At 41.5% G+C, this 22,566-nt stretch carries 19 protein-coding genes, 1 tRNA gene and 1 pseudogene; 9 read left to right on the forward strand and 12 right to left on the reverse strand.

Going from position 1 to position 22,566, the window contains the following annotated elements:
- Positions 1-27: 27 nt before the first annotated feature.
- From hldE to F1325_RS15190, 3 genes are all read right to left on the reverse strand, one after another.
- Entirely contained in the window at positions 28-1,452 is a 1,425-nt protein-coding gene (gene hldE / locus F1325_RS15180) for a bifunctional D-glycero-beta-D-manno-heptose-7-phosphate kinase/D-glycero-beta-D-manno-heptose 1-phosphate adenylyltransferase HldE (RefSeq protein ID WP_109373059.1), read from the reverse strand.
- Positions 1,453-1,547: 95 nt separating this feature from the next.
- On the reverse strand, positions 1,548-4,388 hold the full coding sequence (gene glnE / locus F1325_RS15185) for a bifunctional [glutamate--ammonia ligase]-adenylyl-L-tyrosine phosphorylase/[glutamate--ammonia-ligase] adenylyltransferase (RefSeq protein ID WP_109373058.1): 2,841 nt from the start codon (positions 4,386-4,388) through the stop codon (positions 1,548-1,550).
- Between the two features lie 26 nt (positions 4,389-4,414).
- Positions 4,415-5,338, reverse strand: a complete 924-nt coding sequence (locus F1325_RS15190; RefSeq protein ID WP_109373057.1) for an inorganic triphosphatase — start codon at positions 5,336-5,338, stop codon at positions 4,415-4,417.
- Between the two features lie 219 nt (positions 5,339-5,557).
- Here F1325_RS15190 and F1325_RS15195 point away from each other — a divergent pair, with 219 nt between their 5' ends.
- Both F1325_RS15195 and F1325_RS15200 read left to right on the forward strand, forming a co-directional pair.
- The gene (locus F1325_RS15195; RefSeq protein WP_109373056.1) at positions 5,558-6,178 is read left to right on the forward strand and encodes a TIGR04211 family SH3 domain-containing protein; all 621 of its coding nucleotides are present in this window, start codon (positions 5,558-5,560) and stop codon (positions 6,176-6,178) included.
- A 26-nt stretch (positions 6,179-6,204) separates the two neighbouring features.
- Positions 6,205-7,443 carry a multifunctional CCA addition/repair protein gene (locus tag F1325_RS15200; protein WP_160230659.1) on the forward strand — a complete coding sequence of 413 codons (1,239 nt, stop codon included), beginning with the start codon at positions 6,205-6,207 and terminating at the stop codon, positions 7,441-7,443.
- On the opposite strand, the gene folB is transcribed toward F1325_RS15200, so the two are convergent.
- Complete coding sequence (folB, locus tag F1325_RS15205) at positions 7,444-7,794, reverse strand: bifunctional dihydroneopterin aldolase/7,8-dihydroneopterin epimerase (protein WP_109373054.1); 351 nt, start codon at positions 7,792-7,794, stop codon at positions 7,444-7,446.
- A 104-nt stretch (positions 7,795-7,898) separates the two neighbouring features.
- Here folB and plsY point away from each other — a divergent pair, with 104 nt between their 5' ends.
- The gene (gene plsY / locus F1325_RS15210) at positions 7,899-8,555 is read left to right on the forward strand and encodes a glycerol-3-phosphate 1-O-acyltransferase PlsY (protein ID WP_023582777.1); all 657 of its coding nucleotides are present in this window, start codon (positions 7,899-7,901) and stop codon (positions 8,553-8,555) included.
- 80 nt (positions 8,556-8,635) lie between these two features.
- Here plsY and tsaD read toward each other — a convergent pair whose 3' ends face one another.
- A complete protein-coding gene (gene tsaD, locus F1325_RS15215; RefSeq protein WP_098941951.1) occupies positions 8,636-9,658 on the reverse strand; it encodes a tRNA (adenosine(37)-N6)-threonylcarbamoyltransferase complex transferase subunit TsaD in 1,023 nt (340 codons plus the stop codon).
- A gap of 342 nt (positions 9,659-10,000) precedes the next feature.
- Between tsaD and rpsU the strand changes: the two genes are divergently transcribed.
- From rpsU to F1325_RS15240, 6 genes and pseudogenes are all read left to right on the forward strand, one after another.
- Positions 10,001-10,216, forward strand: coding sequence for a 30S ribosomal protein S21 (gene rpsU, locus F1325_RS15220; RefSeq protein ID WP_001144069.1), 216 nt, complete (start codon positions 10,001-10,003; stop codon positions 10,214-10,216).
- Positions 10,217-10,328: 112 nt separating this feature from the next.
- Positions 10,329-12,077 (forward strand): DNA primase, encoded by a 1,749-nt coding sequence (gene dnaG / locus F1325_RS15225; protein WP_109373137.1) that lies wholly within the window; start codon positions 10,329-10,331, stop codon positions 12,075-12,077.
- 186 nt (positions 12,078-12,263) lie between these two features.
- Entirely contained in the window at positions 12,264-14,120 is a 1,857-nt protein-coding gene (rpoD, locus tag F1325_RS15230; protein ID WP_109373053.1) for an RNA polymerase sigma factor RpoD, read from the forward strand.
- Between the two features lie 317 nt (positions 14,121-14,437).
- Positions 14,438-14,514, forward strand: a tRNA-Ile gene (locus tag F1325_RS15235).
- Between the two features lie 171 nt (positions 14,515-14,685).
- Positions 14,686-14,813, forward strand: a pseudogene (locus F1325_RS19420) (site-specific integrase); the annotation flags it as partial.
- Positions 14,814-14,861: 48 nt separating this feature from the next.
- Positions 14,862-16,085 (forward strand): hypothetical protein, encoded by a 1,224-nt coding sequence (locus F1325_RS15240; RefSeq protein ID WP_160230660.1) that lies wholly within the window; start codon positions 14,862-14,864, stop codon positions 16,083-16,085.
- A 285-nt stretch (positions 16,086-16,370) separates the two neighbouring features.
- Here the strand turns inward: F1325_RS15240 and F1325_RS15245 are convergent, their stop codons facing one another.
- The 7 genes from F1325_RS15245 to F1325_RS15275 form a co-directional block, all read right to left on the reverse strand.
- Positions 16,371-18,032, reverse strand: a complete 1,662-nt coding sequence (locus F1325_RS15245) for a terminase large subunit (protein WP_160230661.1) — start codon at positions 18,030-18,032, stop codon at positions 16,371-16,373.
- On the reverse strand, positions 18,029-18,382 hold the full coding sequence (locus F1325_RS15250; protein ID WP_160230662.1) for a phage terminase small subunit P27 family: 354 nt from the start codon (positions 18,380-18,382) through the stop codon (positions 18,029-18,031). The genes F1325_RS15245 and F1325_RS15250 overlap by 4 nt, the downstream gene beginning before the upstream one ends.
- 273 nt (positions 18,383-18,655) lie before the next feature.
- Positions 18,656-19,102 carry an HNH endonuclease gene (locus tag F1325_RS15255; RefSeq protein ID WP_160230663.1) on the reverse strand — a complete coding sequence of 149 codons (447 nt, stop codon included), beginning with the start codon at positions 19,100-19,102 and terminating at the stop codon, positions 18,656-18,658.
- Positions 19,103-19,399, reverse strand: a complete 297-nt coding sequence (locus F1325_RS15260; RefSeq protein ID WP_160230664.1) for a head-tail connector protein — start codon at positions 19,397-19,399, stop codon at positions 19,103-19,105.
- Positions 19,392-20,615 carry a phage portal protein gene (locus F1325_RS15265; protein WP_160230665.1) on the reverse strand — a complete coding sequence of 408 codons (1,224 nt, stop codon included), beginning with the start codon at positions 20,613-20,615 and terminating at the stop codon, positions 19,392-19,394. The genes F1325_RS15260 and F1325_RS15265 overlap by 8 nt, the downstream gene beginning before the upstream one ends.
- A complete protein-coding gene (locus F1325_RS15270; protein ID WP_160230666.1) occupies positions 20,615-21,169 on the reverse strand; it encodes an HK97 family phage prohead protease in 555 nt (184 codons plus the stop codon). Before F1325_RS15270 ends, F1325_RS15265 begins: the two co-directional genes overlap by 1 nt.
- A gap of 54 nt (positions 21,170-21,223) precedes the next feature.
- On the reverse strand, positions 21,224-22,378 hold the full coding sequence (locus tag F1325_RS15275) for a phage major capsid protein (RefSeq protein ID WP_160230667.1): 1,155 nt from the start codon (positions 22,376-22,378) through the stop codon (positions 21,224-21,226).
- Positions 22,379-22,566: the final 188 nt, after the last annotated feature.

The following is a 22,566-nucleotide window of genomic DNA, read 5'->3' on the forward strand; positions in this document are numbered from 1 at the left end:
GAGTGCCTTTCATTTTTATAAATGCCATTATTTCTTTTTAATCGCATTAATAATATTTGTTGTAGAAATGCCGTCTTCAAAATTCAGCACTTTTACTTCACCGCCTGCTGCCCAAACTTCTTTGCTACCTGCGATGTCTTCAGGCTTATAATCGCCACCTTTAACTAAGATATCCGGTAATACAGAGGCAATTAAGCGCTGTGGTGTATCTTCTTCAAACGCAACAACCCAATCGACAGCACCTAATGCGCCCAACACAGTCATACGCTGTTCTAATGGGTTAACAGGACGACTTTCACCTTTTAAGCGCTTAGTAGACGCATCACTATTTACCGCAACAATAAGGCGATCTCCTAATTTACGTGCATTCGCTAAATAGCTAACATGACCTGCATGAAGAATATCAAAACAACCATTTGTCATCACAATACGCTCACCGCGCTGACGCGCTAATTCGACGGCTTGTTTTAATTGTTCTTCCTCCATCATGCCAAACCCGTTATCAGCTCGACCACGAATAGCATTTTCAAGCTCAATAGGTGATACCGTTGATGTCCCTAATTTACCCACAACAACGCCTGCCGCTGCGTTAGCAAGGAAACAGGCTTCACCTAAAGGTTTGCCAGCAGCTAAAGAGGTTGCTAATACGCCAATTACTGTATCACCTGCACCTGTTACATCATAAACTTCTTGGGCTTGGGTTGGTAAATGCAATGGAGCTTCATTAGCACGCAGTAAGCTCATTCCTCGCTCTGAGCGAGTGATCAGCAACGCTTCAAGATCTAAATCTCGAACTAATTGAGTCCCTTTTTCCACCAGCTCATCATCAGTTTTACAAACACCAACCACTTGTTCAAATTCAGACATATTTGGCGTTAATAGCGTCGCACCGCGATAGCGTTCAAAATCTGATCCCTTAGGATCGATTAATACAGGTACACCAGCTTTTTTTGCCAGTTGGATCATCTCTTGAACATGAGAAAGTGCCCCTTTGGCATAGTCAGATAAAACCAATGCGCCAATAGAAGGTAATGCTTGCTGAATACGTTCATAAATAGGTTGAGGATCAACATTGCTAAATCCTTCTTCAAAATCAAGACGGATTAATTGCTGATTACGTGAAAGTACACGTAATTTTGTGATCGTTGGGTGTGTCGCAACAGAGACAAAATCACAACGCACATTGACCTGATTTAATGTATTGCTCAATGCTTTTGCGGCTTCATCAATACCTGTTAAACCCACTAAACGCGAATTAGCACCAAGAGACGCAATATTCATCGCAACGTTTGCTGCACCACCTGGTCGCTCTTCTGTGGTATCAACTTTAACCACTGGCACTGGGGCTTCTGGTGAAATTCGACTTGTTGGGCCATACCAATAGCGGTCTAACATGACGTCACCGACAACCAACACATTGGCCTTATTAAAATCCGGTAGCGTTACTTTCATCCCATACTCCACATTTATTTTCAAAATAAGCCGAAATAATACCATAACTTGTTAGGCAAAAAGAGATACACATAAGACTTCATGCCAACAAACCATTACTCTTGTTCACCAAGCCACTTCAATTTGCTTTTTAATACACACTCTCGCTCTGCGATAAAACAATGATTATCCACAATGGCAGGTAATGCTTGTAACGCCAGATGATGTAATTCATTACGCAATGTGACATAAGCATGTGTTAAAGCGAGAGCTTCATCTTCATCCATCACTTGATGCTTTGCCATTAACTCAAAAATACGCACATTATCAGACCAACGAGTTAAAGCAGGGTATTGGTGAGAAAAACGCAATACTAAATATTGCGCGATAAATTCAATATCAGTAATACCGCCAGATGAGGTTTTTAAATCAAACTTATCGGCTTGTGTTGGTGCAAGATGTTGCACCATTTTTTTACGCATATCGCGTACTTCATTTTGTAACACATCAGCATCACGAGAAAGGCATAACGTTTCATGACGAATACGTGAAAACATCTGTTGTAATTTATCATCGCCATAAATCATTCTAGCGCGAATTAAAGCTTGATGCTCCCAAGTCCAAGCTTCATTTTTCTGATATTCATCAAAAGCTTGAATAGTACTAACCAACATACCTGATTCACCCGAAGGACGTAAACGCGCATCGACTTCATACAACACACCAGAAGATGTTCTGGTACTAAACAAATGGATAATACGCTGTGCTAAACGCAGATAAAACTGGCGGGCATCAATCTTTTTTGCCCCTGTTGTCACAGTGTTTATTGGACAATCTAATAAAAAGACCAAGTCCAAATCAGAGCTATATCCTAACTCCCATCCCCCCAATTTACCGTATCCAATCACCGCAAAACCCAGCCCATCACGATGAGCTAAATGTTCAGGTTCACCATAACGTTTCACCATATATGACCAAGCTTGATAAACAACAGCATGAATAATAGCTTCCGCTAAATATGTTAAGTGATCACTAACCTTCATTACTGGCAATACACCTGTAATATCTTCAGCGGCGATGCGTAGTAATTGGGCTTGCTTAAACTGGCGTAATGCTTCTAATCGTTGCTCTTCATCTTCTTCTGGTACACGTAATAAATATTGACGTAATTCATCACGATACGCATCTAAAGGTAAAGGTTGATAGAGAGAATTAGGATCAAGTAATTCATCTAATAGTAAAGGATGAAGCGCTAATTGTTCAGCAATCATCGGAGATGCCGCACAGAGTCGTATAACATGCGTTAAAACTTCATCCGACTCTTGCATCAACTCTAAATACGTTGTACGACTCACAATGCTTAATAGCAAAGGCGTCACACGTTGTAGTGTCACTAAAGTAAGGGGTTGCTGGCAAATTTTAGCCAATAGTTTTGGCATTAAGGCATCAAGAACATCGCGTCCTCTCGGCCCAATGGTTCGCTTGCCAATATCTTGGCGAAAATTCTGCAACGTCTGATTTATTGCCTCAAGCGCTTCACTGGTTAATGTTTCATGAAATAATGACGATGTTTCAGGCAAGCGACCAAGTAACCAAAGACGCTTAAATTCAGAGATATCGTCTTCATCATCGTTTTCGTCTTCTTCACCAATTAATTGCGTGAAAATTACGGAAACAGCCTGCATCTTGTGATTAATTTCTTGATAAAGCGCTTTCCAATCATCAAATCCCATTGCCAAAGTCAATCTGGCTTTATCTTCTTCACTTTCAGGTAAGGCTTGGGTTTGTTGATCACCAATAGACTGTAAAAGATTTTCTAATCGGCGAAGAAAAAGGTAGCTTTCAGCCAATTGTGCCGTTTCTTCTGCGGTGAGTAATTCAAGTTTCGCAATAACGTTAAGCACCGTTAATAATGAATTGCTTTGAAGCTCAGGCTCTCTACCACCACGAATTAGCTGAAAAACTTGCGTAATAAATTCGATTTCACGAATACCACCAGAGCCTAATTTTATATTATCAATCATGCCACGACGACGAACTTCACGACTTATCATGGATTTCATATTTCTAAGTGATTGAATAACACTAAAATCAATATAACGACGATAAACAAAAGGACGCAACATTTGGCGCAATACTTGGCAATACTCTTTCTTTTCTGCCCCTAAAACGCGTGCTTTGATCATGGCGTAACGTTCCCAATCGCGCCCTTGCTCTTGATAATAATCTTCCAGTGCTGCAAAGCTCATTACCAAAGGCCCACTTTCGCCAAAAGGACGTAACCGCATATCAACGCGGTAGACAAAACCATCAATAGTATGCTGATCCAGCGCTTTAATCAGCTTTTGACCTAAGCGCGTAAAAAACTGCGCATTATCTAATTCTCGTCGTCCACCTTGTGTAAACCCATTTTCAGGATAGGCAAAAATTAAGTCGATATCAGAAGAAAAGTTAAGTTCAAACCCACCTAGTTTTCCCATTCCTAAAATCAGTAATGGCTGAGGTTTTCCCTCATTATCACAAGGCGTTCCCCATTGTTGGCAACATTGCTGATAAAGCGTATCTCTTGCGCCACAAATTAATGTTTCAGCTAATACACTCAAATGTTTTAGCACACAAGGAATATCGGCTAATTGAAAAAATTGTAGCCATGCAATGCGCACTAATTGTTGATGACGAAATTGGCGTAAAACTCGCATAACGTCATCTTCATTATCAATATCGGCTAATTTTGCTGTCAATTGAGGCTCATAACTCTGCCATTCCACACTCGTTGGCGGATTTTGCCTGATATCAGTCAACCATTGAGGATTAACGCGCAAATGCTCTGTTGCAAAGGGGGTAAAAGCAAAAAACTGTTGTTCTTGTTCACTAAAAGGCGCTAACGCATTCAATTGAGAAGAGAACCCACACTGTGCTTTATTCCACAATTGTTGAAATACACCAATAACAGACATAAATAGACTCTCAAGTTGTCAGGAAATTAAGCAATAGACAGTAACCATGCCATAGAAGATAACTTAAAATTCAACCATAAAACATGATAATAGTCGGTTGCTGTTGTAAATGTTAACGGCGAAATCGCATTGAGTGATTGTTCCATAGATCTAGGCAAATCAGACTGTTTTTTGCACCAATCTGAAAATAATGCCAACATGGCAGGCATGGTAATTGTTGGTGGCGTCGGATTGGCAAAAATCGCTTCTTCTAATGCCTGTATCGCACTTAACCATTTAGTCAATTGCTGAGCCGTTGTATCACTAGGAGAAAGATTCACCACACTCAACGATAATGCAGGTTTATCTTTCGCCAAATAGTAGCCTCGAGCCGCCTTACTGCGAGAAGCAAGACGCAATCCGCCCTTTTCACCTAAATAAGTCGCTAATGCGATAACATCCGACACATTGCCCTTTTTGAGTTCTAACTCGAACTCTTCAATGGGCAACTCATATTGATGAGTGCGAACAGCACCTTTATCTAACACCACTTCAATTTGGCTATCTTGAAAATCCACCAGCCAAATTTCACGGTAAAAGTTCGTATTAAACAGCACATCAAGTTGAGACTCTAATTGTGTAAGGTCGGTATTTTCAGGCCAGATTTCTGCTGGGAAGCGTGCTAGATCTAATTTAGGTTGTTCTAATTCCACGTTATATTCTGGACGTTGATGCAAACCAGCAACGACTTTACCGGCAGTTTTAATTGTCATTTCATAACGTTCATCAACACCACGAATACGCAGCCCCATATCCCAGCGACGAATTTGATTATCTGCGGTTTCAAAGTAAAGATTAGTCAGCTTTTTGGGTGCAGTATGCTGATGAGGTAGAGTCAGAATGCGCTGAATAATGTGAGGAATAGCGGCAGGTATGGCACTCATTTTGAGTTCAGTTTCTAATTGGCTCATTCTATTTCCCTTAAGTAAATCAATTGATTAGTAAAATATTTGACGCATTTTCATTTTGCAAGTGATAGCCTAATAACAATAATGAATAAAAGGCAGATTATCCCTATATTCTACCAGTTAAGACTGTTCTCATTCTGGTTTACTATTTGCTTACGCAAACTTTACTCTTTAGTATCAGTAAAAATATTCTCTTGTATAGATAAAAAAGTTGAAAACATAATGCGAAAATTACCCTTACTTTTTCTTTCCTTACTTGGCTTAGGCTTTTCTCTGAGCTCACACGCAGAAACTCGTTATGTTTCCGATGAATTATCCACTTATGTGCATAGTGGACCAGGAAATCAGTATCGAATTGTTGGCTCTTTAAATTCTGGCTCAACAGTCACTGTACTTTCTCGTAATGCAGCAACGGGCTACGTACAAATTAAAGACGATAAAGATCGTACTGTTTGGATACCTGAAAGCCAACTGAGTGCTCAGCCAAGCATGCGTACTCGCATTCCTGCAATGGAAAAAGAGATCCAAACACTGCGCGACAAACTGGCGAATATCGACCAAAGTTGGAATCAACGTACAATAGATATGCAAAATAAAGTTTCAAACAGTGATGACATCATCAATGGCTTGAAAAAAGAAAATGAACAAATGAGAACTAAGCTCGCTGTCGCAGAGAAAAAACTCGATTTTGCTAATCAACAATTAGATGACAGACAACGCGATATCATCTTACAGTGGTTTATGTATGGTGGTGGTGTTGCTGGTGCAGGTCTTGTCTTTGGTCTGATCCTTCCACATATTATTCCGCGTCGTCGTAAACGTAATGATCGTTGGATGAACTAATATCCAACCAAAGGAACAGTGATCCCGTGAATATATATCTTGTTGGTGGCGCTGTACGCGACCAACTGTTACAGATGCCAGTAAAAGACAGAGATTGGGTTGTTGTTGGTGCAACACCTCAAATGCTATTACAACAAGGCTATCAACAAGTAGGCAAAGATTTTCCTGTTTTTCTTCATCCAGATACTCATGAAGAATATGCCCTTGCGCGCACAGAACGAAAATCAGGCTCAGGTTACACGGGATTCACTTGCTATGCAGCACCCGATGTCACATTAGAAGACGATCTTGCGCGTCGTGATCTCACTATTAACGCTATCGCTTATTCCGTTGATGGCGGATATGTCGATCCTTACCACGGCATAGATGACATCAATGCGAGACAACTTCGCCATGTTTCTGAGGCATTTTCAGAAGATCCGTTAAGAGTTTTGCGAGTTGCACGTTTTGCGGCACGGTTTGCGCCTTTAGGATTTAATATTGCACCTGAAACACTGCAATTAATGAAGACGATGGCACAAAGTGGTGAGTTAAATGCACTGACTGCTGAACGTGTTTGGAAAGAGACTGAAAAAGCTCTTGAGAGCCCCGCGCCTCAAGTCTATTTTGAAGTTTTACGTCAATGTGGTGCTTTAAGCGTTCTTTTTCCTGAAATTAATGCTTTGTTTGGTATACCTGCTCCTGAAAAATGGCACCCAGAAATCGATACAGGCATTCATGCCATGATGGTACTTAATATCGCCAGTCAATTAACAGACGATATTGCGGTACGCTTTAGTGCCTTATGCCATGATTTGGGAAAAGGATTAACACCTCCTGAAAATTGGCCTCATCATCACGGTCATGGCCCTGCGGGTGTGCCTTTAGTTGAAGCCTTGTGTCAACGTTATCGTATTCCTAATCATATCCGTGATCTCGCGCGTTTAACGGCAAGATTTCATGATCATATCCATCGTATTGATAGAATGCGCCCTTCTAAAATAATCCGCTTATTTGATGCTATTGATGCATGGCGAAAACCAGAACGTGTTGAACAACTTGCAATGGTGAGTGAAGCCGATGCGAGAGGACGTAAGGGCTTAGAAAATATTGCTTATCCACAACGTGCGTTTCTTTGCCAAGCTTTCCTTGTTGCAAATAATGTGGATATTAAGCCAATCATTGAAAGTAGATTAAAAGGCAGTGCAATACGAGATGCGCTAACCAAGCAACGAGAAGCCGCGATTATAAAATGGAAATCGCGACTTAATCAGGAACAGCGCTAATTAAGCTTTACGCTCAATAATCACACCTACATTTGTGGCTTGTGCAACAGCTCCTGGTTTCGCTAATTTAATTTTTACTCTTGGTACAGCAAAGTGCGTTATCAATAGCTGTGCCACTTCTTCAGCAACACGTTCAACTAATTCAAAACGTCGAGTCTCAACATAGTCAATAATTGCATTGCTCACACTGGCATAATCTAAACAATGAACCACATCATCGGTTTGGGATGCGCGTTTGTTATCCCATTCCATTTCGATATCGAACACTAATTTTTGTTTTATGGTTTTTTCCCAATCATAAACACCGATTGTGGTTATTACTGATAATTGCTCAATAAATACGATATCCATCACGTCATCTCTTATTTTTTCTGCTCATCGGATACCACTTCCGATGAAATATGCGTATTATCCATACATGCCTAACGAACTTACATAAACATTGGAGAATACAAATGAGTGCTAACGCACTTGGAATGATCATCTTCGCCTACTTGTGCGGCTCAATCTCCAGCGCGATATTGATTTGCCGACTGGCAAGACTACCTGATCCAAGAAAATTTGGCTCTGGCAATCCCGGAGCAACCAACGTCCTACGTATTGGAGGAAAGGCAGCTGCAGCAGCCGTTCTTATCTGTGACGTCCTAAAAGGGATGATCCCTGTTTGGCTCGCCTATTACTTAAATGTGCCTCCTTTTTACCTCGGTATTGTCGCAATAGCAGCTTGTCTAGGTCATATTTATCCTGTTTTTTTCCACTTTAAAGGCGGAAAAGGTGTAGCCACTGCATTTGGTGCTATCGCTGCCATTGGTTGGGATTTAAGTGGGCTTATCGCAGGAACGTGGTTACTCACTGTCTTACTGAGTGGCTATTCATCGCTTGGTGCGATTATCAGCGCACTGCTTGCCCCTTTTTATGTTTGGTGGTTTAAACCAGAATTCACTTATCCCGTTGCTTTATTATCATGTCTGGTACTTTACCGTCATCACGACAATATTCAACGTTTATGGCGTGGTCAAGAGAGCCGTATCTGGCATAAATTAAAGAAAAAGACTGAAAAAACAGAAAAAGAGATCATTCAAGAAGCTAAAGAGCAAGAAAAAGAAGATTAACCTCACCAAATCGTAAAGATAGGATGGATAAAAAAGCCACTTTTCAGTGGCTTTTCTTTTACTACTGACGTACTGACGCGCTACTTATTTTCAAGTGCTGGCAACTCAGCTAAAGGCCAACGCGGTCTTACTGTTACGCTTAATGGACCTTCTGTACCGCCTTTAAAGCGGATCATTCCTGCTAGTGCAATCATTGCACCATTATCAGTACACAATTCAGGACGCGCATAAAAAACTTCGCCACCTAATTGCTTCATTACGGTTTCCATTTTTGCACGTAATGTACGATTAGCACTTACACCACCCGCCATCACCAAACGTTTAAAGCCTGTTTGTTCTAACGCTCTACGACATTTTATCGCAAGCGTATCAACAACCGCATCTTCAAATGCCCGTGCAATATCAGCGCGAGTTTGGTCTGAATCATCATTTTGACGAATAGTATTAGCGGCAAAGGTTTTTAAACCCGAGAAACTAAAATCAAGTCCAGGTCTATCTGTCATTGGTCGAGGAAAGACAAAGCGACCTTCTGTGCCTTGTTGCGCCATTTTCGATAATACTGGACCACCAGGATAATCTAATCCCAGTAGTTTTGCCGTTTTATCAAAAGCTTCGCCAGCAGCATCATCAATAGATTCACCTAATAAGGTGTATTCGCCAATTCCCGTCACACTAATTAACTGTGTATGGCCACCAGAAACCAAAAGTGCCACAAATGGAAACTCTGGTGTTTTCTCTTCAAGCATTGGAGCCAATAAGTGGCCTTCCATATGATGAACAGGAATAGCTGGGACATCCCACGCAAAAGCTAATGAGCGTCCAATAGTTGCCCCTACAAGCAACGCGCCAACAAGACCGGGGCCAGCAGTATAAGCAACCGCATCAATATCTTGCGCCGTAAGATTTGCTTCTTTCAGTGCCGCTTGAATAAGAGGTACTGTTTTACGGATATGATCCCGTGAAGCAAGCTCAGGAACTACCCCACCATAATCAGCGTGCAGTTTAATCTGGCTATAAAGTTGATTCGCTAATAGGCCGGCTTTATCATCATAGATTGCGATACCGGTTTCATCGCAAGATGTTTCAATACCTAAAACTCGCATGACGCTTCCAAATTCTTCTTCGCTAACTCGCGTAATGAATCGATTGTATCATTATTTCGGTGATTTTATACGCCTTCGCAACATCTTTTACATACCAGCATGTGACAAATTCCTTTTTCTGGTCTATAATTATTCACCTATTTTAAGTGATTTAAATGTGTGGTTAGCGACTGTCGCTTTTTGTGTACTTATTAAAAAGACACAAAAGTGAGAGTTTGCGTTTCAATTTTGTGCATCTCTTTACAAAGTGCCCTGCTTTGAAGTAAAATTCCGCACCATTTTAAATGTCGGCTGGCTTAAATAATGCCAGCGCAAACCGATTTCTATTGAGGTGAGAGGCACATGCCGGTAATCAAAGTACGTGAAAACGAGCCATTTGACGTTGCTCTTCGTCGTTTCAAACGCTCTTGTGAAAAAGCAGGCGTATTAGCAGAAGTTCGTCGTCGTGAGTTTTATGAAAAACCAACGACTGAACGTAAACGCGCTAAAGCATCAGCAGTAAAACGTCACGCTAAAAAATTAGCTCGCGAAAACGCACGTCGTACTCGTCTGTACTAATATTTTGCGGCTTATACCGCAACGTATGCAGACACTGTAGTCGCAGTTAAAGGCCGTGCTTTCTTCTGAGAGCGCGGCTTATTCTCGTTCAACAACAGGCGTAAAAGGGCTTATGGCTGGACGAATTCCACGTTCATTTATCAATGATTTGCTAGCTCGAACCGATATCATCGATCTTATCGACGCTCGTGTGCCGTTAAAAAAACAAGGCAAAAATCATTCAGCGTGTTGTCCGTTTCATAATGAAAAAACGCCCTCTTTCACAGTAAATAGCGACAAACAGTTTTACCACTGTTTTGGTTGCGGCGCGCATGGCAATGCTATTGATTTTTTGATGAATTACGACAGACTCGATTTTGTCGAAACCATTGAAGAGTTAGCAGCAATGCATGGGTTAGAAGTTCCTTATGAATCAGGAACAAGCAGTAGCCCTATTGAACGACATATAAGACAAAATCTCTATCAAGTGATGGAGAAATTGAATCAGTATTATAGTAGCGCTCTCAATAAACCTGATGCACAGGAAGCAAGAAACTACCTTGCGCATCGTGGGCTTAGTGAAGATATTATTACCCGTTTTTCTATTGGATTTGTACCAACAGGTTGGGATAACGTCCTAAAACGTTTTGGTCAAAGTGCCGATAATAAAGCCTTACTTCTTGAAGCGGGTATGGTAATAACTAACGATAATGGTCGCACTTATGATCGTTTTCGCCAACGAGTCATGTTTCCTATCCGAGATAGACGTGGTCGTGTTATTGCCTTTGGTGGGCGTGTTTTAGGTGATGATTTACCTAAATACTTAAACTCACCAGAAACAGAGATATTCCATAAAGGACGTCAACTTTACGGACTTTATGAAGCGCAACAATCTAATAATAACGTCACAAAGCTATTAGTTGTTGAAGGTTATATGGATGTTGTGGCATTAGCGCAGTTTGGTATTGATTATGCCGTTGCCTCATTAGGAACCTCCACCACAGCAGAACATATCCAGTTGCTCTTTCGGACAACGGATAACATTATTTGCTGCTATGATGGAGATAGAGCTGGACGTGATGCTGCATGGCGAGCATTAGAAACCGCCCTTCCTTTTTTAAATGACGGTCGCTCTTTACGTTTTATGTTTTTACCCGAAGGTGATGATCCCGATTCATTGGTTCGTCGTGAAGGTAAAGAAGCTTTTGAAAAACGTATGGAACAAGCACATTCATTATCAGAATTTTTATTTGATTCACTCGTTCCTCAAGTGGATCTGAGTACTCAAGAAGGCAATGGTAAGCTATATAGTTTAGCCAGACCATTAATAGATAAGATCCCAAGTGAAACTTTACGTCTATATTTATTAAGAGAGCTTGGAAGCTTAACGGGAAATCCCGATATTGAGCAGATGGATCGTTTATTTGGTAGAACGCCGGTTAATCACGAGTTATCGTATCAACCGACAAAATTACGCACAACACCGATGCGTATATTGATTGCCCTATTGATACAAAACCCAGAATTCTCTAAATTAGTGCCCCCTCTCGAGGGATTAAGTACAGAAAAAATTGCAGGTCTATCACTTTTTATTGAATTAGTTTCTGTTTGCCAAGCACAACCTGGCCTAAATACGGGACAGATTATCGAACTCTATAGAGAGAATAAATTCGGTAAACAGCTTGAAAAATTGGCAATGTGGAACGATATAGATATAGATGAGATTGCAGAAAAAACCTTTACAGACACGTTAGATCATCTTTTTTTAACCGCAATGGATGAACGTTTAAACACGCTTATTGCGAAAGAGAGAACAGAAGGCCTAACGCAAGATGAACGCGAAGAAGTCCAATTGATAATACAGGCACGCGTTAAAAAGTAAATACAGAATTAAGATTAAAAACACGGCTTAATTGCCGCTATCGGTAGGTACTAAAAACCTACATTTGCTACGCTGAGGGGACCGTAGCAATCGACAATGAAAATGCCCCTCCGTAGTTATTGTTGGCTGAACAGTTATCGCCGACCGACACCAACCCAAATTACTTTGAAGTGTGGATACCGTCTTATGGAGCAAAACCCGCAGTCACAGCTGAAGCTACTTGTTACTAAAGGTAAGGAGCAAGGCTACCTGACCTATGCTGAGGTCAATGACCATCTGCCGGAAGATATCGTCGATTCAGATCAAATCGAAGACATCATCCAGATGATTAACGACATGGGCATTCAGGTTATGGAAGAAGCACCTGACGCCGATGATCTGATGCTGGCAGAAAATTCAAATGATACTGATGATGATGCTGCAGAAGCCGCAGCTCAGGTACTTTCTAGTGTAGAATCTGAGATTGGCCGTACAACCGACCCTGTGCGTATGTATATGCGCGAAATGGGTACCGTTGAACTGCTCACCCGGGAAGGTGAAATTGATATCGCAAAACGCATTGAAGATGGTATTAACCAAGTTCAATGTTCCGTTGCAGAATATCCTGAAGCAATTACTTATCTTCTTGAACAGTATGATCGCGTTGAAGCTGGCGAAGCACGTCTTTCAGATTTAATTACTGCGTTTATTGACCCTAATGCCGAAGAAATGGCAGAAAGTGAAGATGTCAACTTAGGCAAAGATGATGATGAAGTTGACAACAGCGCTGAAGACGAAGATGAAGACGAAGATGAAGATGGCGATAATGACAGCGATAGCGATGATGATAACAGCATCGATCCTGAATTAGCGCGTCAGAAGTTTACTGAGCTTCGTGAGCAATATGAAAAAACTCGCCAAACTATCAAGGCGAAAGGTCGCAACCACAAAGATACAGAGCTTGAAATCTTATTATTATCTGAAATTTTCAAACAGTTCCGTTTAGTACCGAAACAGTTTGATTATTTGGTTAACAATATGCGTGACATGATGGACAGAGTTCGTGCACAAGAACGTCACATCATGCGTCTTTGTGTTGATCAAGTTAAGATGCCAAAGAAAAACTTCATTACGCTGTTTACAGGTAACGAAACCAATGACACATGGTTCACTGCTGCTCGTGCAATGAATAAGCCTTGGTCTGAAAAACTGGCAGGTATTGAAGAAGAAGTACAACGCAGCTTACAAAAACTGCAACAAATTGAAGTTGAAACTGGACTGACAATCGAACAGGTTAAAGATATTAACCGTCGTATGTCTATCGGTGAAGCAAAAGCACGTCGTGCGAAAAAAGAGATGGTCGAAGCGAACTTACGTCTCGTTATCTCTATCGCGAAAAAATATACCAACCGTGGCTTACAGTTCCTTGACCTGATTCAGGAAGGGAATATTGGTCTGATGAAAGCGGTTGATAAATTTGAATACCGTCGTGGTTATAAGTTCTCAACTTATGCAACATGGTGGATCCGTCAGGCAATTACTCGTTCAATCGCTGATCAGGCGCGTACAATCCGTATCCCTGTTCACATGATCGAAACGATTAATAAACTGAACCGTATCTCTCGTCAAATGTTGCAAGAGATGGGGCGTGAGCCTTCACCAGAAGAACTTGCAGAACGCATGCTGATGCCTGAAGACAAGATCCGTAAGGTACTGAAAATCGCTAAAGAACCAATCTCCATGGAAACCCCAATCGGTGACGATGAAGATTCACATTTAGGTGATTTTATCGAGGATACTACTCTCGAATTACCACTGGATTCTGCAACATCAGAAAGCTTACGTTCAGCAACTCACGAAGTGTTAGCAGGCTTAACATTGCGTGAAGCGAAAGTCCTGCGTATGCGTTTTGGTATCGATATGAATACCGACCATACCTTGGAAGAAGTGGGTAAACAGTTTGATGTTACCCGTGAACGTATTCGTCAGATTGAAGCGAAGGCACTGCGTAAATTACGCCACCCAAGCCGTTCTGAAGTGTTACGCAGCTTCCTTGATGAGTAATCGACTTACTTTTCAATAAAAGTTATAACAAACGCCTGTGATATCACAGGCGTTTTTTTATGGAATTTCGATACGGTATCTACAATCTATCTAATCTACGATAGATTTCACCTACATATATTTATAAAAAATAGCCTTATTATTTATATTATTGTACCTGTGCGTAAGCTTATCCATAAATCGTTACTCTATGTTATTGATATCACAGTTATTCTCTGTTTTATTTTTTTATTGTTTAGATTGAACAGAATTTGCGCATACAGTCATTCAAAGGCTAGACCTCGTGCCAAATGGCACGTATAATCACACTCCATTAAGGCCCCTTAGCTCAGTTGGTTAGAGCAGGCGACTCATAATCGCTTGGTCACTGGTTCAAGTCCAGTAGGGGCCACCACATTTATCAAGGAGTTATGTTAATAGCATGACTCCTTTGTTTTTTCTAGGATACCTATAGGATACCAGCGAACGGTAACACTAGGTATATTGATCTCTTCCCTTTCTTCAGTACCAGTATAAAGTAGAGTTTCCTGCCTTTCTTCTCCTGAAAAAAGAGATCATACTTACAGAACTACCTGACGGACAGTTGTCACATGTATTACAACATACATTTGCAAGTTGCTTTATGATGCGCGGGGTAACATTTTGGTACTACAGTGTATTCTTGGGCACACGGATATTAAGGTAACTATACGCCGGACCACTTATCTGAAGCTATATGCCTTAATCCATTAGCAATAATTAATGATAATTGAGCATAAAAGGAAAATAAAAGTGTATTTTGACAAAAGAAAATACAAAGGCAGCTGTCCTCATTGTGAGGTGGTGATAGAGTATCACGTAATAATTTTTCCTGTTGAAAATGATGACGGAGAAATGGTCTGTACATGCGGTGCTTGCGGTGAAGAAATAAGTATTCCGTGCCTCAACCCAGAAGAGTCACATATTATAAGTGGTGCTAACAAAGATTACGTTATAGATTACAGTTACGAGGCTCCATCTTATCTTACAGAAATAGATGCAATGTTTGAATATAACGGAGATATATTTAAAAACGCACCGAGTTATAATTCCAATACAATATCATTGTATAGTTGTGAAACTTGTGATGACAATTTAGAGTTAATAGCTCATCAAGAAATTGATAAAAAATTCAATGAATTTGCTAGTGCTATAAATAATTATACAATAATTGATATCAAAGGTTACGGATTCCTACCTGAAAAAATACTCGTAGCAATCAATTTTAAGTGCTCTTGCGGAACAGAACATAAAGCGTTATTTTATAAAGACTACAATCACTGTGGCTTCGCATCAGACGATTTCTTACTCGCAAACATAACTAATACCCAAGATCTAAATGACAAGATTGATGGTACTCTAACAAAAAGTGACTCACTAGAAATTTTAAAGAAAATAATAGTCAGATGGGAACTTGTCTTTGATAGAACTTATTTAATATTCCCCTATGTTGGTTATTATAAATCCCCTGCTGATAAAACATTGAAATTGTGGAAGGAAATACTATCACAAAGCCACTCACCAAAATTAAGTATTGTAACCAAGACACAAACCTTAAACAGCTTTAAAAAAGCAGTTACAACTGAATATTTGGATTATAAAATCCTTGAAAGGTTTGACTTTACTCCAAAAGCTATAACTTCGGCTATCAAAAACACAAATTCGCACGCGAAGATATACTGTGGGGTATCGGAAGATTATGTCGAGTCCATTAGCGGCTCCGCAAACATAGCTCAGGGACCGTCAGCAGAACAACTTACCTTCAAAAGATACTATTCTTACTCTGATTTTCACCGCAGATACCTTGCACCATTCAATTTAAAAGAAATACCTGAAGACTTATTTCCATTGAAGTCTACTCATGATTGTCATGTCTTATTTGATGAGGACAACAACTTTGAGTTCAAAAAATTGTACAAAAAACAGCTCTTTAAGTTGCTTGATTGAGGGTTATCAAGAAGTGGCAGCAAAATGGCAGAACATCTAGTCATGATACTTTAAAATCCTCCACTATTCGACGGTGCAACACATTGAAAAATAGTAATTTATTGTTTTATATGAGTTTAACTTGGGGCTCATAATCGCTTGATCACTGGTTCAAGTCCAGTAGGGGCCACCAAATTTATCAAGGAGTTACGTTAACAGCATAACTCCTTTATTTTTCCCAGGATACCGCCCAGGCGGATTGTCACCTGCGGATCGTTATCAATTGCAGTTGTCATAGTTCCCCCGTTAAATACCGTTAAATGTATCAAGGCGCTGCTGCTGTTCACTGGTCAGGCTGAAAGCAAAGTCCTCATGTTCAATCTGCCACGTCCCGAAACTCATCAGAAACGCAATGGCCGGGTCTATTTTGTTGGCTGACTTCTTTTTATTGGGCTTGATATTCGCGTTTGCGTCGGTTTCCATGACAACATTAGCCATCGCCCACGCAAGCACGGGATCACCATTGTGACGAATGATTTTACGATTAACGAATACCTCGGCTGATTTCGCCACAGGGCTAAACTTCATGTAAGTTTGAGGGAATGGCTCAACATCTAACCCCGCACCTTGTAGCTGTGTCCTTAAATGGGTAGCGTTCCATGTATCAAATCCTGTCAATTTGATATTAAATTGTTGGCTGTCTCTAAGCACATCATCACGAATGCGATCATAATCAATACAATCACCAGGAGTGGTACGAAGCCAACCTGATTTAACCCATTGACGGTAAATCGCCCTGTTCTTATTGGCGGGGTTCTGTAACTGCGCTTCGGGGATATAGTGACGAGTCAATAATAACAATTCATTATCAACAGGAAAGGTATAGCAGACACTGGTAATATCACCCGTAGAAGATAAGTCCATTCCCGCATAACACGCCAAGCCTTTAAGGTCTATTTCGGTATAGTCCATTTTACACGCTAACCATGCGCCCTCGCCCATCCAAGGCGTTTCACCCTGACACCAGATATTAAAGCGTTTAGTTAACATTTCCGTCCATTGTGAGGGAATGCCTCGCGCCTTTTGTATCGTGTCATACAAAGCATCACCATCAACCGACACATTAAGATTGGGGTTTGCCTTTATCCACAAGCGTTCATCGTCAATTTCTTTTTCGTCATCAAGTTCATAAATCAAAGCAAATAACGATTCATTTTGTTCTTCACCAGCGAGGATTTGACAACAATAATCATAATGTTGTTTACAGGCTGAAATGACATTGCTTCCTGACGTTGTGATCGCAAATAAAATACCCTCAGGACGCGCACCCATCCCTAACTCAAGAGCAGAATAAACCGCATTATCAGGGTGTAAGTGATATTCATCAACAATGGCTAAACTGGGATTAGTTCCCTCAATCGTGGCGGCTTTAGCGGCAAGAGGTTTCAATAAGCTATTACGTTTCGGATTAATGACTTTATGTTGCTGTATGGCCACCCGTTTTTTAAGCGGTTTAGACAGCACACACATTTGACGGGCATCATCAAAAACAATACGCGCCTGATCTCGGCTCACTGCAGCGGTATAAATATCTTGCTGCCCGTTTTCCATCACCAAGAACCAATTAGCCAGTATTGCCGCAACGGTAGATTTTGCATTTTTGCGGGGAACCTGAATATAAGCACTGCGGTATTTTCTTCGCCCCGTTGAGATCACCTTGAAACCAAGGAGATTCGCAAAGGCAAATTGTTGCCACGGTTCAAGCTCTATCGGCTTACCTCGCAAGTGCCCTTTAACATGCGGGCAAACACGGGAGAACCCGATAAAACGCTCTACGACCTCATTATCAAAGGTATAAAGCGGATTATTTAAGTCATTATAGTAACGTTCAACAGCTTGTTTTAACCGCTGACAGGCGGGGATTTTGCCTGTTTTGATGTCACTTGCGTACTGCTCCCATGCGTTCATAGGCGATCTAATTCGTCCTCTTCCTCGGTTTCAATTGGATTTTTACGACGAGAAACGGGATCGAACCCCAGTAAGGAAGACATTTTAATCATGATTTTTTCAGCATCAGCCTTGGCACTCAATGAGGGATTACGGCTCTCACTGCCTTGACTATTGATAATGCTAAACCCTCGAGTATCTAAGTCTTCAACCGCTTTACGGTACATCGCGTAATTGACGCAATACAATTCTAAATTGTTCCAATCAGCTAACGTCAGATCGTCACGTTCTGCCAATATTTTGGCTTTTGTTTTCCACTCTTTCGTCGCTATCTCATTAAGATAAACGGGGGGTTTAGGTGCTCTTGCCATAAGTATTTCTATTTCCTAGTAAATTATTTTCAAAAAAATTACCGTGCGTAAAAATTCGAGGAGGCGTTCGGTGCCACGGGATGAAGCATTTGTCATTTTTAACTCCCCTACCCCCTATATACGTTTTCCTACCGATTCCTGAAACATTCCATTAGCGCCTTATCGCGTTCACTCTTGCGCCTTGCTATGGGCTTCACAGACTGTTTTAGTTTCGATTGACGGTATGGTTCACTGTGCTTTAAGAGTCCTTTAACTATCTGATTTACTTCATCATCACTCATTGCGGTTGTGCTCATATATCCAGTCATTGCGGTGTGTGGCCTGATCTTCCTGCTCACGGTAGTCTCCGTTCTTACGCTTCTGTTTAGTAAGAGGGTCATGCTTAAAGGTTTTGGTGTTGTGACAGCCATGACATAGTGACTGGTGATTCCAATCAGGCCAGAACAACACATCATTACCGCCATCAATCGGGATAATGTGGTCAACGATAGTTGCAGGGGTATACACGCCATTCTTAAGACAATGCACACACAACGGGTTTAACTTGAGATAGTGCAAACGGTACTTATCCCATGTAGGCGTATAACCTCGCTCACGCCTTGAGCCTCGCTTACTATCCTGTTGTCGTCTGGCTTCTCGTTTATGTTCATCACACCGTCCAGACTTCACACGTTTATTACAGCCTTGATAACTACAACGCTTTAGGGGTTGCCATGGCATCTAGTACACTCCCACATCTCGATAGGTTGACCACAGAGAATGAATAGTAAGCGGAACTTCTTTTAATCCATCACTGCCTATCATCTCTCGGTTCTCATAAAGCAAACTGATATACATTAAACAGCCCACCTTGATCGCAGGAGTGAACGACAATCCATCTTCAAATCGTTTACCGATATGTTGTTGGCAAACTTCTAATGCGGCTTCGGCATACACGATTAATATTTCATCGTCATAATCATTATCTATACGACAATGCAATTTCACTTCCTCTAAGGTGATTTCGGGTTTAGTCATCGTTCACCCCATCAGGTTCTTTTTTAACTTCAACGGTCTGTTTCCATGCCTGACTAAATTCATCACCGCCTTCACGAGGAGGCAATCCCTCACGCTCACGGGCTTCATTCGGACACATGACCCCCGACTTAATCGCGGTTTCATAACTGCGAAAACGTTCGGTGGGATTAGCGCGGAGTAAATCTGCCGTATCAAATTCCACTTGATAACGAATATTCGGTGTGGGCGAAGTCAGTAATAGCGCTGATTTAATTTGTTGCTCAAAGTTGGCTAACCATGGGCGCATAGTGATGGTCAGTAAGGCACGACTTGCCTCACTAAAGTTACTGTAGGTACTGTTGGAATACTCTTGTAAAAAGATGGGGCTAATGTTGAACATACGGGCAATATCTTCAATGGTAAAACGCCTTGAGGCTAACCACTCCGCATCTTGGTTACTCATGCCTAATTGTTCATATTCCATGCCCCCCTCAAGAATGGGGGTTTTCCCTGCATTACGTGCCCCTTTGTAGCGTTCTAGGGCTTCTAATGCCTTAGTTCCTTTGAGGCTATCGAGCCATTCACCCGATTTAATAATGCCAGATGCCATCATGCCGTCTTTCATGATACTCGCGCCGTGTCGTTGTTGAGCTAATCCTAGGCCCAATGTTTCACGGCAAATCGTGACGGGTGAGCGTCCTAAAAAACCGTCATCAGTCGCATAACGTAAATGCAAGATTTCTTCTTGTAGATAGGTTTTCACCTTACCGCTATACGGTTCAGTCACGGTATAACTGTATCGGTGATCCCCAAGTCGATTAATCACCACCGCACTAGGAGGATAAGGATGTATTGATTTAGGCTGTCCATCTTTGCCCCACGCAATCACCGCATAGGCGTTACCATTGAGCAAACAATGACGCATTAACGTGCGCTTAAATTGAAAAGCGGTCTGACAGTCATTCGGGTTTTCATTGAGAAGATAATCAACAGGATGATCACTTAACCACTCTCGTGATTCACGCCCTTTATCATTGTGTACCCGATACAGAAAACACGGCATGGAGGCAATGGCTTCACTAATGACCGTCACCGCATTCATCACGGCAGGTAAGCCCTCCGCTGTCGACGAGCTAACGTGTTCCCCTGAGTTTGTGTTAGATACCCCTGCCAGAGAAAGAAACTCATCAATACTTAAACTGCGGGATTCGGAGGCTTTACGTTTGAATGGCCACATTATTCCACCTCAACCAATTGTAACCAGCGGTCAAAATCTTTTACCGCTTGCGGTTTACTGAGTGTTAAGGAGCGTTTGGCAATTTCTACGCCACTATCAGGATAAGCGGGTAAACTGGTGATGGTGATTTCATGGAGTTCGGCTTCTAATACAGTTCTGACATACGGCTCTTGACCAATATCCCACTGATCTTTAATCGCTCGGAAACCAAAACTCATACCGTCAATATCACCTCGTTCAACCAAGGTGAGAACATCACGCCCTAGTTGCGTATCAGGCGGAGTGAGTTCAAAACGTAACCCTGTTTCATCTTCGGTGAGTTGTAATGTGCCAGAAGTCGTGCGCCCCAATAGGTTTGTGTAATCATGTTCGTATAACGCCCTGACATCACTCCCTTTTGATAAGCTGTTACTAAACGCATTTTGGGCAAATTGCTCGACAAACTCATCCCAAAGCACATGAGAGCGTAAGCCCCACTTAATCACATAACCGATAAGTTTTTTATCACTGGCAGAAAGTGTTGCAGTACGGATTTCTAACTCGGTATTTTTCATAGCCTATTCCTGACAAAAAAGAGCGCTCCTGAGATCACAGGAACGCCCCTTGAGTTATTTACCCGCGACTTTAACTTCCAACACTTTAATGGCGTTAGAATCCACCAGCCCACCGCCTAAATATTTATCGGTGTGAACTTTGATAAAGCCAGGTTCAGTAATATTGTCAGGGCGAGTACGTGTACCCGTTTCATGATCCACAATGAAGTAACCGCGTTTAAAGTCACCTAATGCAATCACATCATCAGCCATGTTTTCGAGGTAATGAACCGGTAAGCCTAATAAGGTATCAGGATCGCCAGACTGTAAACGGTCACGCCAGATATAATCACCATTGCCATTTTTCAGTTTCTGCACTTTAGCGGCAGTATTGGAATTCATCACCCAAACGGCATTTTTGCGGTATTTCGCACGTAATTTGAATTTCAGGTCAATCAGGCTATCGGCTTCAATGCTGGCAACTTCCAGTTTTTCTAATGTACCAAACGCGCGCACTTTATCGGTTTTAGCTTCACGAGGATAAGCTAAGAATCCTTTTGCTTTTTTCGTACCATCACCCGTGACAAGATCGGTTTCTTCGGTATCAACAAACGTGTCGCCAATTTCAGTGGTTAACCAGCTAAGAATATCCACATCACTAAAATCAATAATTTCTTGCGTGGTTTTGGGGTAGGCGTAGATAGGGAATAATTTGATACTGACTTCTTCTAACTTTGGTGTACCTGTTTCGGTGCGGGCTTGACCTTCTTCACCATGATTGACCTTTGCCCCACCCACAGAAACCAGTTGTTTATATTCGTTGCTGTGCGTGGTTTTGACAGTACAGATTTTACGCATCACCGAATCATCGGTTAATTGCTGCATAATCTGCTTATTCAGTTCAGGAATAACAGTATAGCCACCATCAGCCGGAACCCCTGTCGATAAAGTGCGGGTTTCCCCTGTCAGGATATAATGACGTAATTCATCATTACTGACGGCTTTATCACCTAATACGAGCTTACCTGTTTGACTGCGTTCTTCCTCTGCAATCGCTTCATAACGGGCAATTTCAGTATTCAGAGACTCCGACTGACTACGCAATTCATCAAAGTTTTTTGCTTCATCTTCGGTGAGTGAGCGTTTTTCTGTTTCTGCTTTAGTGAGCAGTGAGCGCATTTGCTCGGTGAGAGTTGCCTTTTGTTGGCGTAATTCGAGTAGTTTTTTCATGAAGTGGTTTCCGTAAACAATAAAATGTTAAGACGTGAAACCAGCTCGGAAATAGGGGAGACCGTTTAACTGGAGATACCTGTCTGATGAGCAAGGATTAAACGGTCAAGTGGCGGCTCACGTCTGAGTGCCACTTCTTAATATATATCTGAAAAACTTAAAGAAAACACCTAAGTTATTACACAGTA

The organism is Proteus columbae (genome assembly GCF_009914335.1).
Classification (GTDB): Bacteria; Pseudomonadota; Gammaproteobacteria; order Enterobacterales; family Enterobacteriaceae; genus Proteus.

Bases quoted from the DNA above. Each gene is read 5' to 3' on its own strand.
- glnE (WP_109373058.1), bottom strand. From the start codon at position 4,388: ATGTCTGTTATTGGTGTATTTCAACAATTGTGGAATAAAGCACAGTGT.
- F1325_RS15275 (WP_160230667.1), bottom strand. From the start codon at position 22,378: ATGAAAAAACTACTCGAATTACGCCAACAAAAGGCAACTCTCACCGAG.
- tsaD (WP_098941951.1), bottom strand. From the start codon at position 9,658: ATGCGAGTTTTAGGTATTGAAACATCTTGCGATGAAACCGGTATCGCA.
- hldE (WP_109373059.1), bottom strand. From the start codon at position 1,452: ATGAAAGTAACGCTACCGGATTTTAATAAGGCCAATGTGTTGGTTGTC.
- folB (WP_109373054.1), bottom strand. From the start codon at position 7,794: ATGGATATCGTATTTATTGAGCAATTATCAGTAATAACCACAATCGGT.
- F1325_RS15250 (WP_160230662.1), bottom strand. From the start codon at position 18,382: ATGGCAAGAGCACCTAAACCCCCCGTTTATCTTAATGAGATAGCGACG.
- F1325_RS15265 (WP_160230665.1), bottom strand. From the start codon at position 20,615: ATGTGGCCATTCAAACGTAAAGCCTCCGAATCCCGCAGTTTAAGTATT.
- F1325_RS15240 (WP_160230660.1), top strand. From the start codon at position 14,862: ATGATAATTGAGCATAAAAGGAAAATAAAAGTGTATTTTGACAAAAGA.
- plsY (WP_023582777.1), top strand. From the start codon at position 7,899: ATGAGTGCTAACGCACTTGGAATGATCATCTTCGCCTACTTGTGCGGC.
- dnaG (WP_109373137.1), top strand. From the start codon at position 10,329: ATGGCTGGACGAATTCCACGTTCATTTATCAATGATTTGCTAGCTCGA.
- F1325_RS15270 (WP_160230666.1), bottom strand. From the start codon at position 21,169: ATGAAAAATACCGAGTTAGAAATCCGTACTGCAACACTTTCTGCCAGT.
- rpoD (WP_109373053.1), top strand. From the start codon at position 12,264: ATGGAGCAAAACCCGCAGTCACAGCTGAAGCTACTTGTTACTAAAGGT.
- F1325_RS15255 (WP_160230663.1), bottom strand. From the start codon at position 19,102: ATGCCATGGCAACCCCTAAAGCGTTGTAGTTATCAAGGCTGTAATAAA.
- F1325_RS15195 (WP_109373056.1), top strand. From the start codon at position 5,558: ATGCGAAAATTACCCTTACTTTTTCTTTCCTTACTTGGCTTAGGCTTT.
- F1325_RS15245 (WP_160230661.1), bottom strand. From the start codon at position 18,032: ATGAACGCATGGGAGCAGTACGCAAGTGACATCAAAACAGGCAAAATC.
- rpsU (WP_001144069.1), top strand. From the start codon at position 10,001: ATGCCGGTAATCAAAGTACGTGAAAACGAGCCATTTGACGTTGCTCTT.
- F1325_RS15260 (WP_160230664.1), bottom strand. From the start codon at position 19,399: ATGACTAAACCCGAAATCACCTTAGAGGAAGTGAAATTGCATTGTCGT.
- F1325_RS15190 (WP_109373057.1), bottom strand. From the start codon at position 5,338: ATGAGCCAATTAGAAACTGAACTCAAAATGAGTGCCATACCTGCCGCT.